Source organism: Mycolicibacterium frederiksbergense, assembly GCF_012223425.1.
GTDB lineage: Bacteria > Actinomycetota > Actinomycetes > Mycobacteriales > Mycobacteriaceae > Mycobacterium > Mycobacterium frederiksbergense.
In genome coordinates, this window is sequence record NZ_CP038797.1 from 13,994 (window position 1) to 29,121 (window position 15,128).

Annotated in this window: 17 protein-coding genes; 4 read left to right on the forward strand and 13 right to left on the reverse strand. The window is 66.2% G+C overall.

Annotation, left to right across the window (positions count from 1 at the left end; all coding sequences use genetic code 11):
* Positions 1-321: 321 nt before the first annotated feature.
* Positions 322-813 (reverse strand): hypothetical protein, encoded by a 492-nt coding sequence (locus EXE63_RS00125; protein ID WP_168140291.1) that lies wholly within the window; start codon positions 811-813, stop codon positions 322-324.
* 42 nt (positions 814-855) lie between these two features.
* A complete protein-coding gene (locus tag EXE63_RS00130; RefSeq protein ID WP_168140273.1) occupies positions 856-1,209 on the reverse strand; it encodes a hypothetical protein in 354 nt (117 codons plus the stop codon).
* A gap of 306 nt (positions 1,210-1,515) precedes the next feature.
* Between EXE63_RS00130 and EXE63_RS00135 the strand changes: the two genes are divergently transcribed.
* Entirely contained in the window at positions 1,516-1,836 is a 321-nt protein-coding gene (locus tag EXE63_RS00135; RefSeq protein ID WP_168140292.1) for a hypothetical protein, read from the forward strand.
* A gap of 120 nt (positions 1,837-1,956) precedes the next feature.
* Here EXE63_RS00135 and EXE63_RS00140 read toward each other — a convergent pair whose 3' ends face one another.
* The 8 genes from EXE63_RS00140 to EXE63_RS00175 all read right to left on the reverse strand — a co-directional run bounded on the left by EXE63_RS00140 (position 1,957) and on the right by EXE63_RS00175 (position 10,314).
* Positions 1,957-3,057, reverse strand: a complete 1,101-nt coding sequence (locus EXE63_RS00140) for an FHA domain-containing protein (protein ID WP_234904122.1) — start codon at positions 3,055-3,057, stop codon at positions 1,957-1,959.
* Positions 3,058-3,323: 266 nt separating this feature from the next.
* Positions 3,324-3,629 carry a hypothetical protein gene (locus tag EXE63_RS00145; RefSeq protein ID WP_168140294.1) on the reverse strand — a complete coding sequence of 102 codons (306 nt, stop codon included), beginning with the start codon at positions 3,627-3,629 and terminating at the stop codon, positions 3,324-3,326.
* Between the two features lie 115 nt (positions 3,630-3,744).
* The gene (locus EXE63_RS00150) at positions 3,745-5,256 is read right to left on the reverse strand and encodes a coiled-coil domain-containing protein (protein WP_168140295.1); all 1,512 of its coding nucleotides are present in this window, start codon (positions 5,254-5,256) and stop codon (positions 3,745-3,747) included.
* Positions 5,253-5,927, reverse strand: a complete 675-nt coding sequence (locus EXE63_RS00155; protein WP_168140296.1) for a hypothetical protein — start codon at positions 5,925-5,927, stop codon at positions 5,253-5,255. Before EXE63_RS00155 ends, EXE63_RS00150 begins: the two co-directional genes overlap by 4 nt.
* A gap of 377 nt (positions 5,928-6,304) precedes the next feature.
* Positions 6,305-7,288 (reverse strand): hypothetical protein, encoded by a 984-nt coding sequence (locus EXE63_RS00160; RefSeq protein ID WP_168140297.1) that lies wholly within the window; start codon positions 7,286-7,288, stop codon positions 6,305-6,307.
* 72 nt (positions 7,289-7,360) lie between these two features.
* On the reverse strand, positions 7,361-7,867 hold the full coding sequence (locus EXE63_RS00165) for a hypothetical protein (protein WP_234904092.1): 507 nt from the start codon (positions 7,865-7,867) through the stop codon (positions 7,361-7,363).
* Positions 7,868-8,059: 192 nt separating this feature from the next.
* Complete coding sequence (locus tag EXE63_RS00170) at positions 8,060-8,698, reverse strand: hypothetical protein (protein WP_168140298.1); 639 nt, start codon at positions 8,696-8,698, stop codon at positions 8,060-8,062.
* A gap of 632 nt (positions 8,699-9,330) precedes the next feature.
* Positions 9,331-10,314, reverse strand: a complete 984-nt coding sequence (locus EXE63_RS00175; protein ID WP_168140299.1) for a DUF4192 domain-containing protein — start codon at positions 10,312-10,314, stop codon at positions 9,331-9,333.
* A gap of 358 nt (positions 10,315-10,672) precedes the next feature.
* Between EXE63_RS00175 and EXE63_RS32470 the strand changes: the two genes are divergently transcribed.
* Positions 10,673-11,761, forward strand: coding sequence for a C40 family peptidase (locus EXE63_RS32470; RefSeq protein ID WP_209999672.1), 1,089 nt, complete (start codon positions 10,673-10,675; stop codon positions 11,759-11,761).
* Positions 11,762-11,875: 114 nt separating this feature from the next.
* Entirely contained in the window at positions 11,876-12,412 is a 537-nt protein-coding gene (locus EXE63_RS00185) for an Imm61 family immunity protein (RefSeq protein ID WP_168140300.1), read from the forward strand.
* A 16-nt stretch (positions 12,413-12,428) separates the two neighbouring features.
* Here the strand turns inward: EXE63_RS00185 and EXE63_RS32605 are convergent, their stop codons facing one another.
* On the reverse strand, positions 12,429-12,785 hold the full coding sequence (locus tag EXE63_RS32605) for a hypothetical protein (protein WP_234904093.1): 357 nt from the start codon (positions 12,783-12,785) through the stop codon (positions 12,429-12,431).
* 334 nt (positions 12,786-13,119) lie between these two features.
* Between EXE63_RS32605 and EXE63_RS00195 the strand changes: the two genes are divergently transcribed.
* Positions 13,120-13,893: a hypothetical protein gene (locus tag EXE63_RS00195; RefSeq protein ID WP_168140274.1), complete on the forward strand. Its 774-nt coding sequence runs from the start codon at positions 13,120-13,122 to the stop codon at positions 13,891-13,893.
* Between the two features lie 74 nt (positions 13,894-13,967).
* Here the strand turns inward: EXE63_RS00195 and EXE63_RS00200 are convergent, their stop codons facing one another.
* Together EXE63_RS00200 and EXE63_RS00205 are read right to left on the reverse strand one after the other, a co-directional pair.
* Positions 13,968-14,477, reverse strand: coding sequence for a DUF3846 domain-containing protein (locus tag EXE63_RS00200; protein ID WP_168140301.1), 510 nt, complete (start codon positions 14,475-14,477; stop codon positions 13,968-13,970).
* A 111-nt stretch (positions 14,478-14,588) separates the two neighbouring features.
* Positions 14,589-15,014 (reverse strand): hypothetical protein, encoded by a 426-nt coding sequence (locus EXE63_RS00205; RefSeq protein ID WP_168140302.1) that lies wholly within the window; start codon positions 15,012-15,014, stop codon positions 14,589-14,591.
* Positions 15,015-15,128 lie beyond the last annotated feature (114 nt).

Genomic DNA, 15,128 nt, shown 5'->3' on the forward strand with positions numbered 1-15,128 from the left:
TGCCCACAATCCAACAGACCGTGACGCCGGCCGCAACAAGCCAGCGACTACCTCGCAGACGGCTGAGCCCGGATCCGACCCTTCCCCTGCGCCACGCTGACCATCCGAACCCGACCACGCGCCACGTGAGGACCGACGCCACAGTGGCTGAGCCGGACGTCGTCGATGGGGTGGCACCGTCGCCTACGAGATCGATAAATGTCAGCGACCCCGGCATGTTCATGGTGGCTGGAGGTCCCGGCCTGATCCGTAGCACCGGCTCAGACCCGGCCCCCGGCGGTGTGGAAGTTCTACGCTCGTTCGACACCACGATGGGCATGCTCACATGGTGTAGACCGCGATGTGTACATATGCCTCGCCAGGTGCGCGCTTATCCACGATGATCTCGCGGAGATACCCACCGCCTGGTGAATCGATCCCCGTTTGCATAAACAACAGCTCCGGCGCTGATTCCAGGGCAGGCCCAGCGATCACCGACATCGACCGAGGGATATCGGATGGCTGCGGACCGAGCAAGAACTGGGAAAGGAACTCCTCGAGTTGCCCGTCATCGAGCCGCATCGCCACCCGGTAGCGAGTGTCAGCCCCTGCGTCGGATTCGGCGTCCAGGATCTCGGGCCACAACGGCAACCTAATCTGACCTAGCGTCTGGACCGCCTCAATCGGAGTGATCTTCGATTGCGCCGACTCGGCCCATCGTTCGCTGACCGGGGAGCAGGCTGCAAGCGCGCACACCGCCAACAAGGCTGCCAGCGACACCTGTAGGCCTCGACGGCGCCGGAACGATTGCAGATCATCACTTTTCGCAGTCATGCGGACCCGTTCCCTCCTGGCGACGTCGGCTGTAGGCGATCGTTAGTACCGCGGGCCCGGACCGGGCTGCTGATGTGGATACGGTGGATACGGCTGCGGGGCTTGGTAGGGCTGCGGATATGGCTGCTGCTGCTGCGGGTATTGCCATGCGGATCCATCCCAAAACGGCTGCGGCTGCATGCCGCCCGGCGGCGGGTACTGCCAGGCGACTCCGTCCCAGTAGGGCTGCGGCTGTGGGTACTGCACGGGCGGGTGGGCACGTCGTCGGCGTTTCCGGATCAGGTGCACGATCCCCCAGATGATGAGCCCGACGATGATGAGCCGTCCCAGAACGAGACCTACTGTCCGGCCCGGATTGGCGTTGTCTGCCAGCACCATCACAAGATCCGCCGTCATTGCTACACCCCCCCATTTCGCACAGCCCGCGGTCGCGGGATGCTCTCAAAGCCTAACCGCCGCACTACTTCGGCAATGTCAGTTCTTTCCACCCGAGGTGCGCGGCGCCGTCACTTCGAGGGGAGTCGATACGCAGCTCTGTCGTGTGGGCCGGTGAGCAATCTTCTGGTAGCTGCTGAGATCGGAGACGGAAGGCAGAGATGGCCATGCTGTGCACGCGCGAGCATCGCACCGCTAAGAACGAAGCACTTCGATTTGAGTAGATCTACCGATTCGGCGCCCGCCCTGTTGCCCGACGATTGCTCCATGCGCACAGACAGGGCTCAGGACCGCGAACGCGCCGCGATGCTGTCGATCGCGGCTGTTTCCGCCATGATCATCGGATACCTGCTCGTGTTCACGGTGCTGCGCGACCCCAATATGACTGACAAGCTGATGAATGGCGCCGCGCCCCCGGGGACTGACGTCGCCGGCATCCGCGCCTCAGCGGTCGGTGGGTTCATCGCCGTTCTGGGCGGGTGGGCCGCCGCGGTGGGGACGCGGCGCGTCATCCCGATCCTGTTGGCGCTGTTGGCGTCGGTGCCGTTTGCGCCGTTGGCGCTGTTCGCACTAGCCCTGGCCTTCTGAGCGGCGCGCGGCCGGCCAGGCGGCGCCTCGGAGATCCCTGCGAGCCCCGACTGCGGGCCCTCGACTACCGCCCCGCCCGAAGGGACCTACTGGGCTTGCACTCAGATCCCACTTAACAGTTCACTCCAGCGCGGCCAGGAGGCGTTGGAACGCATCAACCTGAGTCGCGACCAGAGGTTGTCCAGCTTCGGCCATAGTGACGTCGGCAGGACTAAGTCCCACCATCGCTGAGGCCTCTTCGACCGTCAGTTCAGCACGATGGCGCGCGGCGAAGACTCGTTGTCCGAGCGTAGCGTTTGGCGATCCCGCCGCCTGCAGCATCAAATCGCGGCGCATCCGGCGAATCTCGCCCAGTCTCAGGAGGATGTCCTGTGCCCCCGACAACCCTCGGGAGGCATTCGACGCGGCCGACTCCAGCCGAGTCAGATCGACGATCAGACCGGCGATCCGTGACTGAAAGATTGGATCTGCGGGTGGCGGTAGTTCGGTGATCTGAGACGTGATGTTCGACAGCGCGACCGCGATTGTTTCGACCATGAACCGAGATTCAACGGAGGTGGTGCCTCCCGACCCGAGCAGCACAGTTCGCTCGTCATCTTGGGCATCAGACGTGTTGTTGGGCTCGGCTTGGCTCTGTTCGCGGAGCGCTTGAGCTTCGTATGCTGAACGGAGGCTTTCGATGTGGCCCTCTGGCCACCCCAGGGCTTCTTCCAGCTTTTCGCGAGTCTTCTGACGCGGCCAGCTGCGGCCCTTTTCAAACTGGATCAACGCACCAGCGTTCATTATTTGCGCACTGGCAAGGGTGCGCTGCGAGATGCCGAGTTCGTTGCGACGCTGCGCAACCTGAGCGCCAACGTAAACCAGGCTAGGGTCCAGCCCACTGAAATGCACTTGGATACCGACGTGAGGGTGCCCAAGAACGACGGTTAGCTCGTCCTCGGGTACGGCGAACTCATCATTGACCTGCTGGCCGTCAATGAACACACCATTTCGACCTCGCGGAACCCCGTGCCAGGCGCCTGCACGAGCGACTAGGACCAGGTGCTCGCGCGAAACCCGACCATCTTCGATTGGGATCTGTGGCGCCTGCCCGGTGCGTGCGTCTGGCCGTCCGATGACAGCTGGCGAATCGGCGCTGTGTACGCGGTAGGAGGCCGAGCCGACCCGAACAGTCAGGGTAGGCGCCGCGACGTCGGCTTCGCCATCAGCTTCGTTGGGCATCGCACTCACAAGGCAAATCGTAGCATCGCTACGCTTAGCGACTCCGTCGCGCGCGCCGCCCACCACCACCTCCCGCAAGGCACTCACGATCTGATCGGCGAGGTCGGATGGAGTTGCGGCTGGCACTTGGGAGGTGATCGCGCCCCGGGCTCGTTGATCGGCCCCTTTCGCGCTCCATGGGGCACGCCAGCCACAATGGGAAGGCGGTGGTGGTGGTTGAGCAGACCCTAGGGGTCGGATCGATGATGTGAGCCGCGCTTAGCGATTCATTGCTGCGTGGCCGCCGAGCCGGCGAACATCTCCGCGGCAGGGACGGTGCGCTCCATGACGCACCACACTCCCCACATATGGGGCTGCACGCGCAGCATGGTGGAGTCCATCATGTTCGTGAAGCGGACCTCCACGTCGACGAAATCACCGGGCTTGGCGGCTTTGAGGTCGGACTCCACCTGCTCTGCTGCTTCAGCCGTGTTATCGGCGAGAGCATAAAGAAGGAACTCGCCCGGGCTCGCGGTCGTGGCTTGTAGAGCTAAGGCCCACGCGTTCACCACTTCGGGGTAGTTGTCTGTCATCAATCCTCCAGATCTCTTGGACATCGTTCACAGCATGCTCTGCTTTTGGCCACCTCGACTCCGCACAACTGTTCTGCTAGAAACCCTTTGGAGAGTGGGAAGCGTTCCGCGGCGGCTACTGACGTAGCCCCTGGATCCAGGGATCTCCCGCCATCTCCGAGACTGACTCGACGATCTCGGCGTCGGAGTCCTGGGCGCGGCCCATCATCTGCCAAGCAGCGTCCTCGATGCGCTGCAAAAGTGCGCTGTAGGCCGCGCCGGCGGCGTTGGCGTAGGAGGCCGACGCCTCGGCGTCAGGCTGATCGGTGAACCGGTCGGGCAGGTCGGCCAACTCCGCCGAGAGCCCCTTGGCCCGTTCTTGAACCGCCCTCGTCAGGCCGCGCACGTACTCGGGGTCTGGCTGTGGCTGCGCGCCGGACACCGCGCTCTCCAAGACGTAATCGATCCGATAGAGGGTGTCCAAGACGGCTTCTAGCGTGCCGATATGCGGGCGAACCTGCACTGGCGCAACGGGAATCATCAGCGGCCCGGACGCTTGAACCGCCGCCGTCACCCGAGCCACTTCGTCCTGCGCTTGGCGCACGACATCCTCTGCGTAGGAGTGAGCGCCGTCGATATCGGCTTGCGCGGCACGGCGCGCATCTGCAATCTCCACCTGCGCCGCGCGCTGGGCAACAATGATCTGTCCTTGGGCCGCATCAACTTCGACCTGCGCACCAAGTTGGGCCTCGACAATCTCGGCGTCAGCGTGTGCCCGAATGGCGGTTACTTCACCTTTGGCTGTTGCGTGGGCAGCGGCGACCTCTGCAGCGGCGTCGGTGCGCACCTGCTCAACTTCGGAGTGCAGCCGCCCCAGAGTTTCCTCTGCAACTGCGCGCTCGGCCACGCGCTCGGTCGCACGCTGCTCGGCCCGGGCCTCTGCCGCGCGCGCTCGTTCCCGCGCTGCGACCACCTCAGCCGCGGCGTCAGCACGGACCTGTTCTAGCTGCGCATGAAGCTCCTGCACCTTCGCCTCCGCGGCGCCGCGCTCAGCGGTTCGCTCGCTCGCTCGCTGCTCGGCGCGTTCCTCGGCGGCGCGGGCGCATTCGTGCGCGGCAGCGACCTCGGCTGATGCATCGGCGCGTGCCTGCTCGATCTCCGCCGCGGTGTCGGCGAGTACTCGCGCGGTTTCAGCACGCGCCTGCCGTAACGCCTGTTGGTCGGCCGCATGCTCGCGCGCCCGCCTGCGGTCTCGTTCTGCCGATTCGGCTTCCAGCGCCCTGGCGCGTTCACACGCTGCCGTGGCGGTCGCCGCGAACTCGTCGGCATCAGCACGTGCGATCTCGGCGGCCGCTTCGGCATCGAGTCGACCTTGGTGAGCGGCGAGTTCGCGACGGCGGGCCTCGCGGCTTCGCTGGTCGGCCTCAACGAGCTGCATCACCGGCGAGGATCGTTTCTTGGTTGGCCCGTAGCGCTTGCGGTGCTCGACGAGTTCGCCGTTGGTCATCCTGGCCAACGCGAGCGTCTCCGGCCGCGGCGTTATTCCCAGTCGCTGTGACGTCTCGATCGAGGCCTCGGCGGCCTGCTTGGTCACCGTAGCCCACTCGGCTTCGTCGAGATCCTCGATGTGCTGCCGCGTCGTGGTCATCGCCGGCGCCGCCTCCCCGCAGTTACCTGCGCCGGGACAGCCGACGACGTTGATGCGCCCACCGGGTCAGGTGCGGCCGCCGCCACTTCGGACCGCCGCCTCGGCTCTGCACCCTCCGACAGCGCAGAGTCGTCGACTGCCGGCGCCAACGGGCCCCGTGGCGGAAGGCTCGTGGGTCCGCCATTGACCATTGGAGCCATGGACTCCTTCGCCAGAGCGGAAAGTGGGCCACCCTGCTGCGCCAGAACCAACAGCAGCTGCTCCTGGTAAACAGCGATCGCCTTGGCCAGCGTTGCATCGCCAAGATCCTCAGCGTCGCGAAGCAGGCCCCGCAGCACCTCCAGGGCTACCGCCGGCCCAAGCCCCAAAGTGGCCCCCTCGCTCGCGGACGGTTCGATCCCCGTTGCCTCCACAACCTGCCACCACCGATCCCAGCAGCGCGCCACCGCAGCCGCGTGCAGCTCGTCGGCGCGCCGTTGCTCGTGTTGGCGATCGCGCTGCTCCCATTCGGCGCTGCGGCGCTTCCCGGAACGACGTGACCCGTACAAGACGGCACACACCACGACGATCACACCGAGCACCGCCGCCACGCCCGCGAACCCGGGGGACAGAAGGAAATCCCGGGCCGGCGGCAGATTGTGCAAACCGGCTGCTCGCATGACGTGGCTCATCTGGCCAGTTTCGCACCCGAACGCTCCTAGATAGCGCGCCGAAGCACCCCAATTTCGCTCGCCCTGACGCATCTCTGCACGCATCTTTCGGCCTGGCGGCTGCGGTGGCAGTGGCTCCGATCAGCAACCCACTGCGCGCACTCGCGCGTTGTGCTGGGGCGAGGTCGAACGCCGTACTTCTTGACCGCGGATACGCGGCACATCGAGACGCAGCTGAAATCGACATTTCGCTTCCACGCGCCCACCCACGGTGCTACCAGCCCCCCGGCTTTCGAAGAGCTGTACTCGTCGGGACCACATACTCAGCTGGATGGCCCGCGAACGGGTACCGAGGTTCTAGCGGAGGTCCTTGCAGACATGTAGCCGTGAAAGTCGCGCTACGACGAACTGGCCTGCAGTGCATGCGTTCCGGCGATGGCCTCTTTCAGCGTGGGCGCTGTCTGTAACTGGTCCAGGAGTACCCACAGTCGAGATGAGGGGTAGATCCCGGCGCCGTTGGGGATCGGTTCGAAGGGCGGGATGCGTGGCCCCAAGTCGTACACGGCGTGCGCCCGGTCACTGAGGGGGCCTTCGGGCAGGTAGTCGAACCGGTCACGGATGGTGGGGACGACGTCGACGCGAACGATGCGATGGATGCGCTGGACGTGCCCGGCCCACCGGAATGCCATGAAGTTCGGTGTGTCCGTGGGCCATCCGCCGATGCCGTAGGGATGGAAGTAGCAGTTCCCCTCGGTGACGATCTCGCGGAAGGTCGGTGTGCCCTCACCGCCGGGGCGGTCCTCGCTGAGTACGACGCTGTAGGTCATGCTGTCGGCCACGGTCCTCATGCGGATCACTTCCGTCAGGTAGGTGTGCAGTTCTGCGAGCCAGATGCGTTCTCGCCCACGGCAGAGCGGCCGTGCTGCTGTGATGTCGGCGAAGACGTCGCGCCATGACAGATGCACCACGGGAACGCCGTCGATGTCGGCAGGCAGTTGTGTGGCCGCAAGGGCGGGCGAGGCTTGCGACAACGACACCAGCGCACCTGAGCCGTGCCGGTGAATGCGCGAAACATACTGTTGCAGCTGTTGTGTGGTGGGGACGAGCCAGTCGCGCTTGGCTTCGAAGATCAGCAGAGCGGAGCTGGCGGGGAGCCGAACTTCCAGATCGGTGCGGCCCACTTCAGCCCGCACTTCCAGGGCGAAGCTGACCTCGGCGTCGCTGTCGTCGAAGGCGGGCCACACCCGGCGGAGGATGGCGGCGCCCAGGGCCTTGGAGCGCGCCATGGTGAATCCGAGCGCTGCGGTCAGGTCGTTCTCCTCTTGGCCCAGGAGACTGAAGACTGAGCCGACCTCCGCTCCGTAGCGGGTGAGTGACGCCACGACAGCTCCCTTTCCTTAATCGCCGGCCCGCTGCCATAGGACGGGGACGTGCCATTGGCACTGGTCCTGGCTTTATGCGGGATCAGGGCAGAAGTCGATGTCCAGGCCATCGACGTTGACTGCGGCTGACCACCACCACACCGGGCCCAGGGCGTCGAGGCCGGCTTGCGGCAGGATCATGCCGATTTCGCCGGGGGTGTCGGTGTCGGCGAACCCGTCCATGTTGTGCTGGGTGCCCTCGGCGAAGAGGAAGTAGAAGTAGCCGGCCTTTTGCCCGTCGAGGGTCTTGTATCCGAGTTGCACCGTCGATCCGGCGGGATTGGTGGCAAGTAGCGACCAGAGCACGGTGCCGGTCGCGGGTGGGCCTCCGGTATAGGTCATCGTGACTTGAGCGCTCTCACCGGCCCGTCCTGCCACCTTGCCGACTTTGACCTCGACGGTGCGCAGATCGATGGGCGCCGCTGCGGCGCTCGACGTGCACGACGACTGCGGGCCAGCGAGCACCTTTCCCGGGGGTATCGCCGGGGGCGCTGCGGGCGTCGGCGCGATCTCGGAGGTGGCCTCGACGGGCAGACTCACCGTTGTACTGATCGCTGGCTCGCTGGGGCTCGACGACGTGGGCTGGGTGGTCGTCGCCGAACTCCCGCACCCCGCCGTCGCGACAAACAGGTAGGTAGCGATGACCGTGTGGGCAACCCGTCGATGCGTGCAGTCACTCATCCAACCCCCTTGTTCCCGATGCACCCAGCAAGCTACTGCATCTTCGCGTAGCTACTCGCGAAATTGCCCCGCGTCTCTCCTCGGACCAGGAGCACTCAGGCATCCCTTGGCCTGCTCGCCGTCGGGCTGGCCCGCCGGCGGAGCTGGCCGAGCCCGGGCCAGACTGTTGGCCGCGTCACGCAGGGCCCGACTGAGGCCACGAACGGCCGTGGCGTTCAGCTTGAGGGTGTTGGACTTCAAATCCTGTCTGTCATCGCGGTCGATGACATACAGGACAATGGGTCCGGGCTTTGCCGGCTCCTGACGCGAGTAGACGAATTCATAGCGAGAGTCCGGCACGGTGACCCGCTTGACTTGCCACTGCTCCGGCGATGGCCCACTCAGTGCGTCGGCGAGAGCGTGAGCGGTCCGCTCGTCGAACTCAGCCCGCCCGTCCCAGGACGCTGCACCGATCGCTCCGTACCAGTCGACGCTCACAGCGGGACGGCCGCCGCGCACCGAGTACCCGACCTTGACGCGCTCGTTCTTGTTGCTGGCGATTATTCGGGGCTTCGTGGCGGTAATCGTTTCGTACAGGTGCTCGTGCTCGTCGTCGATGGCGTCTGCGAGCTGCGCCCGTTCGGCGTTCAGAGTGTGGATCTGCTCAGCGAGCTGGTCGCGACGCCGCTCCAACTCGTTGACTCGATCCACCGAACGCTGCAGCTGTGCGCGTGGATCGGAGCTGCAGCGACGAGGCCCGTCGGGTTCGTTACCGGCCTTGCACATGGTTCAGCTGCGTCCAGCGGACAACTGTGACCTCGGTGATTACTTCGCATATGCACATACCGCTCCCCGTGTCGGACTGCCTTCACCGGGGAGTACCGACGCAAAGGCTTATTTCCGTCATGCTTCGCGGGCTCGCCGTTTGGGGCACACCGCGCCTGGCGAGTCGTCGCCACAACCTCGACGACGGTGCAGGCCTTCGGCAGCAATCCCTATGCTGGGCAGTTCTCGACGACTCGCGACAACGCGGCATCTGCTGGTTAGCAATCGTTTTCGAGGATTCGCATTACGGCCGAGCGCGCTTGGGGATTGAACGGATCGTCGTGCAGCTCGTCGCAGGCGAGTTTGAGGTTGCAGGGCGAAACTGCGCACCGCATCCAGGGCAGAGTCGCCGGCCGGCGACGATGTCGCAGCGACACGGCACATAGCGGCTCCTCTCGTAGTCCTGACAGGCGCCTTCGCCGCTGAGCGGTACTACGCATCCGATACAACGATGCTCGCCCCACCCACACCGTGGCACCTCGAACGGGCGCCAGCCTTCTGGCCGACGCCAGGGACCGCTACACGGTGTTCTCCAGTTGGGCGGGCAGCTCGATCCCGGCCTCACGCGCCAGCCGGTAACCAAGTTCGGCAAGAGCCTTGATCTTGTCGGGCTGCATCCCCGACTCCAATGCCGTGTCAAGCATCGAGGCCAGGACGTGGGCTGCGTCCTCCTCCAGGGCGGCAGTGAGGGCGATCCCCGCCATCACGCCGTCACCGCGGATGTACGTATACGCCGCGAGCAGTGTTAACGCCTCCACCCGCGACGGGGCGGGAAGCGAGCGCGCCAGCATGGCCCAGAAGGTTTCGGCGGCGCCGCTGTCGCTGGTAAGGGCGAAGGCCAGCAGCATGTCTCGGACCTCCTTGTCGAGCAGAGCCCCCGCGACACAGGCCAGCCGATCATCACCGGGCGCCTGCCCCTCGGCGAGGCAACGTGCAGCATCCATGACGTAGTCAACCGCCGCGCGAGGATCACCCGGCGCGCTGGCCGGCGATGACGCGGCCCTCACCGCTTCGGACCTCCGGGAATCTCGCGTGACCAGTGACTGCATCTCGCGCCGGTTGGCGTAGACCCGCCGCCCGTCGAGGACCGCGGCGGCGGCCAACACGCTCGTCGCCGGGTCATCCAACGCTCCGCCCGCACCGCAACCGTCGGGGCAGTGCCAGCGCCCACCCGCGGTGATCTCGTCGACGACGAAGGCGCCCAGCAGCCGAACACCCCTAATGGTCAGTGCGTCAGTGAAGGTGTCGATCAGCTCCGTGTGGCTGCGGTCCTCGCCGTGGGCGTCGACGACGACCACGACAGCTTCGTCGGCACCCTGGCTGGCGGCGGCAATGGCGAGCCGCCCGGTGTACTCCGCGGTGTCACCGTCTAGGTCTACGCGCATGACAGCGCCCAGGACCTTGTCTGCGACTGTGACGACCAACATGGAGTTCTCGGGACGAAACCCTAGGACAAATGGGATCGCGGCAATCAATGAATTCGGTGCAGTGATGTCGAGCATGGACCCTCCTGGGTTGATGGACTGGGCCTCGCGGGCCTAGCCGATGTGCGCCCCGGCGTGCTGGGGCTGTCTTCAACAGAGTAGGGCACGGGTCTGACATGCCGGCCGATACAGCGGTCGGGCGCACCGCCGTTCCGCCTCGAATCGGCGTCGGATTCAAACATGGCAGCGAAACCGGTGACGTGGGAGAAGCGCCTTGAGATCCCCTGTCATGGGAATATTGAGCCACCACGGACTTGGAGGGACCTCGGGTGGCAGTCAACGCTGGGAATGCGCATCTCGTTCGTGAGCCACGCGTGGCGTCACCGTGGCGCACGACATTGCATGCGCGCTGCTACCCCGGCCGGGTGGGTGGGCAATGAGCACCGGCGACGAAGTCAGCTCGATCCTCAACCAACTGCGAGGACTCCTCGGTGAGGGCACTCCGGTGACCGCTCCGCTGCCCTCGCAGGTACCTGACCAGATTCAGCAGCGCCTCAACGCCCTGCCCGGCGGGTTGGGTGCCTTCATCGACAAACTCATCGACGACCGCAAGAGCCAGGCAGAGATCAGTGCTGAACTGGCCAAGATTGACCCCTCCTTGGTGCCGGTCGTGGATGAATCCGCCGACAACGTGACCGGCGCGCGTGATCAGCTCGACGGTATACACGGCACCTATGACGATCGCCGCGGCCAGCTGGCTCCCGTGGAAGGCACCCCCATGGGACAACTGGGCGTGCTTCAGGCCAAGGCCGACGCCGTCGGCAATGGGGCCAACACCGTGCGGGAGCAGATACCGCCGGCCGATCTGCGCAGGGTGATGGTGGACCGTCTGGCGCAGCGCTATTACGAGCAGGCGAAGGCGGCTATGCAGGGCGCGGGTGGAGGGATGCCCGGCGGCGGCCAATCAGGAGGCGGCGGTGGAGGGATGCCCGGCGGCGGCCAATCAGGAGGCGGCGGTGGCGGATCACCTCTCAGTGCCCTGACATCGCCAGCGGCGAGCCTTGCTTCGGCGTTCAAGCCTGCGTCGTCCATGCGCGAGGGGTCTGACGACGAGCAGCGCGAAGCGGCGGGACTGCCATCAGGCCGCGGTGGCAGCGAGGCCGGCCGCAAGATCGCCGAGAAGGCGCTGACGGCAAAGGGACTCCCCTATGTGTGGGGCGGCGGCAACGCCAGCGGCCCCACTGGCGGCGGCTTCGATTGTTCGGGTCTGGTGCAGTGGTCCTACGCCCAAGCGGCCGGCGCGGAAATGCCACGGACAACCTATGACCAGATCAATCTTGGCACCCGTATCAACCCGGTGGATGCTCAGCCCGGCGATCTCGTCTTCTCTCGATTCAGCAATCGCGGCCCCGAGCACGTCCAGATCGCCCTGGGCGGCGGTCAAGTGGTCCACGCACCGCAGAGCGGCGACGTCGTTCGCATCGCCGCCATGCCACGCGACGTCGTCGTCAAGCGGATTCTCTGAGCGCCCGGGACTTATGCGGGGCTCTGGTCATAAGTGCGCCGATCCCTCCGCACCGCAACCATGCTTGCTTGCCCTCGCCCGGCTGGGGCCGCCACCGCGGTTACCCTGCACCCCATGGCCTCGACGTCACTGAGTCCCGATCTTCGCGCCTGGGCACAAGCCGCCGGCTACACCAGCCTCGGCGACGAGGCCGACACCAACGAGTTACGCCCGCTCAACGGCGCCAATATCCGCTATCACCTACGCCCTCATGACAATCAACGGACGATACTCGCGCGGACGGAACCAGACAGCGACCCTGACGAGCACATCGTCTTGCTCATCGCCTCACCCAAAGTCGTTGAGCACCATCTGTATAGCCTCTTCGGCGATGACATCCGCGACGACCTGGCCCTGCCCTACCTCCAACTCCCCTGGGCAACCGGCGACCTCGCCCCCGGCTACACCCTCGGTACCGACGCCGAAGAGTCCCAGGTGCTGGTGCACCACTCCCGCGGCGCTGTAGCCACCGCACCCGATCCGGATTTTGCCTTGCTCACCCTGGTGCCACTGTCGCATCTGCTGGGCTTCAGCGCTGCTGATCTGCGGCGGGCCTTCATGGCCGAGGACGGCGCTCCGCTGCTGTCCAACGGCTACTACGCCCCCCGATAGAACGGCAACGCTGCACTCACCGCTGCCCCGGATCACGGTTGGTCAGGTCTGCACTCGGATGCTTCGATCGCGCGTCCGCGATGCGGGCGGCAACGGTCATGGCGCCGCGATCCGCGGAACGCTGGCCCTCGGTGCCGTCGGCCGCGGCGCTGGAGACGTCCTGGACCGTCCGGTGGCGGCTGGCGTAGTCGACGGCCTCCTGCAACTGGGCGGCAGTGTACATCCAACCCGCGGCAGTCCACGTGCGAGAAACCAGTTGGGCGATCACCGGCTGCGGCAGTCCGCTGGCTTCGGAGACGTCTTTGATGCTGAACTTCGCGTCGGCGTAGTCCGGGCCGGTGCCGCGCCGACCGAACTCGATGACCTCGCCCATGCCGGTCGACGTTACCGCTATGACAGACCCCCGCCGGCCACCAAGTTCACGGTGGGCCGCGTTGGCGGGACAGAGTCTTGACCAGCAGAAATTGCCGGACGGCGGGGGCCTGGTCGCCGAGCAACCCCAACGCGGCGCGTAACCCCGCCCCGGCGCGGTGCGGCTATAGTGGGGTGCAGAGCCGTTTCGCATGGCTGACCCCGAGTCGTTCAGGCGCCCGCACCGCGCAGCGACAGTAAGGGCAAGGTCCTCTGGATCTGCGATAGACCGATCACTGTTGGTAGGCGTTGACGTGCGGGGCATCGCCGGTCTAACCAGGTGAACGGATTATCTGATGACGAAGAACTCATCCCTCAAGAAGGCCGCCCGCGCGTTCCAGCGCGCCAACCCCGGCGTTCCTTTCCCCGCGGCATTGGCCGCAGTCGACCACGCGCGGCCGCCGGCGCCGGCGCGGTCGTGGAGTCACGGCCAGGACCCGTGGATCCGCAGCCTGCCCGCCGAAACCCCGACCCGCTGCTACCTGTGCGGAAAGACCACCAGCATCGTCTCGTTCGGAGACCTTCTGGTGGACCAGGGGCGCGTGCAGATGTACTGCGACCACACCGATTGCGATGCCCGCGAAACCGAGATCGTGATCGTTGACGACGGTGTCACCGCGACGGCGCAGCGCTCCGACGTGCGCATCCTGGCGCACGTCCCGCCCGTGACGGACCGGCCGCAGTGGACCTTCGGCCCTGGAGCCGGCTGGGCGGCGGGCACCTCGCCCCACGCGCGGGTGTCGGGGCAGCGGATGCCCTGCCTGTTCTGCGGGGAAGTCAGTTGCGTGCCAGCACCCACCGACCCTGCACGCGACGGGGGACGGCTTCGCCTGCGCTGCAACAACACCGGGTGCGCCGTCATCGACGTCGAGGTGCTCGTGACACGTGACGGCACCGGCTATGCCGGGGATCGCCCGGATGTGGAGGCGCTGCGCGCGCTCAGTCCGCCGCGGCGCCGCATCGCCCGCCTCACCGGGCCGGTCGAGATCCTCCCCGTGGTCGACCCCTATCCGCCGTCAGATCAGACGGTGCTGGATCGCCGTCGATCCGGGCCGCTGCCCTGGGACTGATCTCCTGGGCGCCTGAGGTGCACCGGAGGAGGTCCGCCGCCAGCTGGTGGCGGCGGACCCCTTCCAGGCCCTTGTCACGCCCGCCTGGTCACCGCGGCGATGACCCGCTGGCGGAACGCCTCAAGGTGCGCCGGCCGCGACGCGATCGCCTCGGCCTCGGTGCGCAGGCGCATCACGTGCGCGGCGTCCAGCCCGGTGGTGCGCTCCCCATCACGGCCGGCGAACAGGGCCACACCGAAGTAGGGCTGATAGATCTCGCGGTGCTCGGCCAAAAGCAGTGTCGCCAGCGGGTTGAGGGTGGCGGTGACCATCTCGACGTCGCCCAGGTCGGGCATGCCCTCGTCGTCGATCCACATGTCGGTCTGCGCGTCGACATCGGTGATGGTGTAGCGCCGGCAGCCGATCGCCTCGCCGATCGCCGTGCCGTAGGAACCGTCCTGGGCGCGGGTGAGGTCGATGGTGTCGATGGTGCCATCGACGTCGATGCGCAGCGCCTGCCCCACATCGACGGCTGTGGCATCTGGCCGGGCGGCCGTGTCGTCGGTGCCAGTCTGCGGGAAAACATGAGCTGTCTTGGTTGTCATGGTGAGTCTCCTTCGGAGGCGGTTGTGGACCGGGCTCACAAGCCGCGGCCGTTGGGGTGGTTCGTGACGCACTCTATCGGGGGGCGCCGACACGCCCGCGCCGAGCGCGGGTTAGTCGGTGGCTGAGTCGATTTCGTCAGCGCTGAGGCGGAATGCCTGCGCCGCCATCCGGTAGACGTCGTTGATGTCGATGCGCACCTGTTGCCCGCTGGAGTGCACGGCGATGCTGTACGCACTGATGTAGCAAAGCTTCTCAGCTCCGGCGTGCACGAACACCGCCACCTGGCCGTCCTGCAGGTGCGCCGCGATGATGTCGGGAACGAACAACTCCTCGGGCTCGTCCTGTCCGTCGACGTTGACGAGCTGGCCCCAGCAGCCCGCACCGTCGCTGTCGGAGGCGGTGAGGAACACCGCCCCGAGTCCCCGCTCGGGTCGCTCACGCACCACGAACTCGCTGCCCTCCAGCGCCGCTTTGAGGGCCTGCACGTCGTTCACCAGGAAGGTGTTGGTGCGCCCTTTACCGTAGTAGTTAGCCACGTGTTGCTCCTGCCATCGGAATCTGTGACCGGATGCTCACACCCGGCCGTTTACGCCAAACCCGTTGTTTGACAGTGATTATCGTATCGCCGGGGTCTGACATCGGCACGGTTG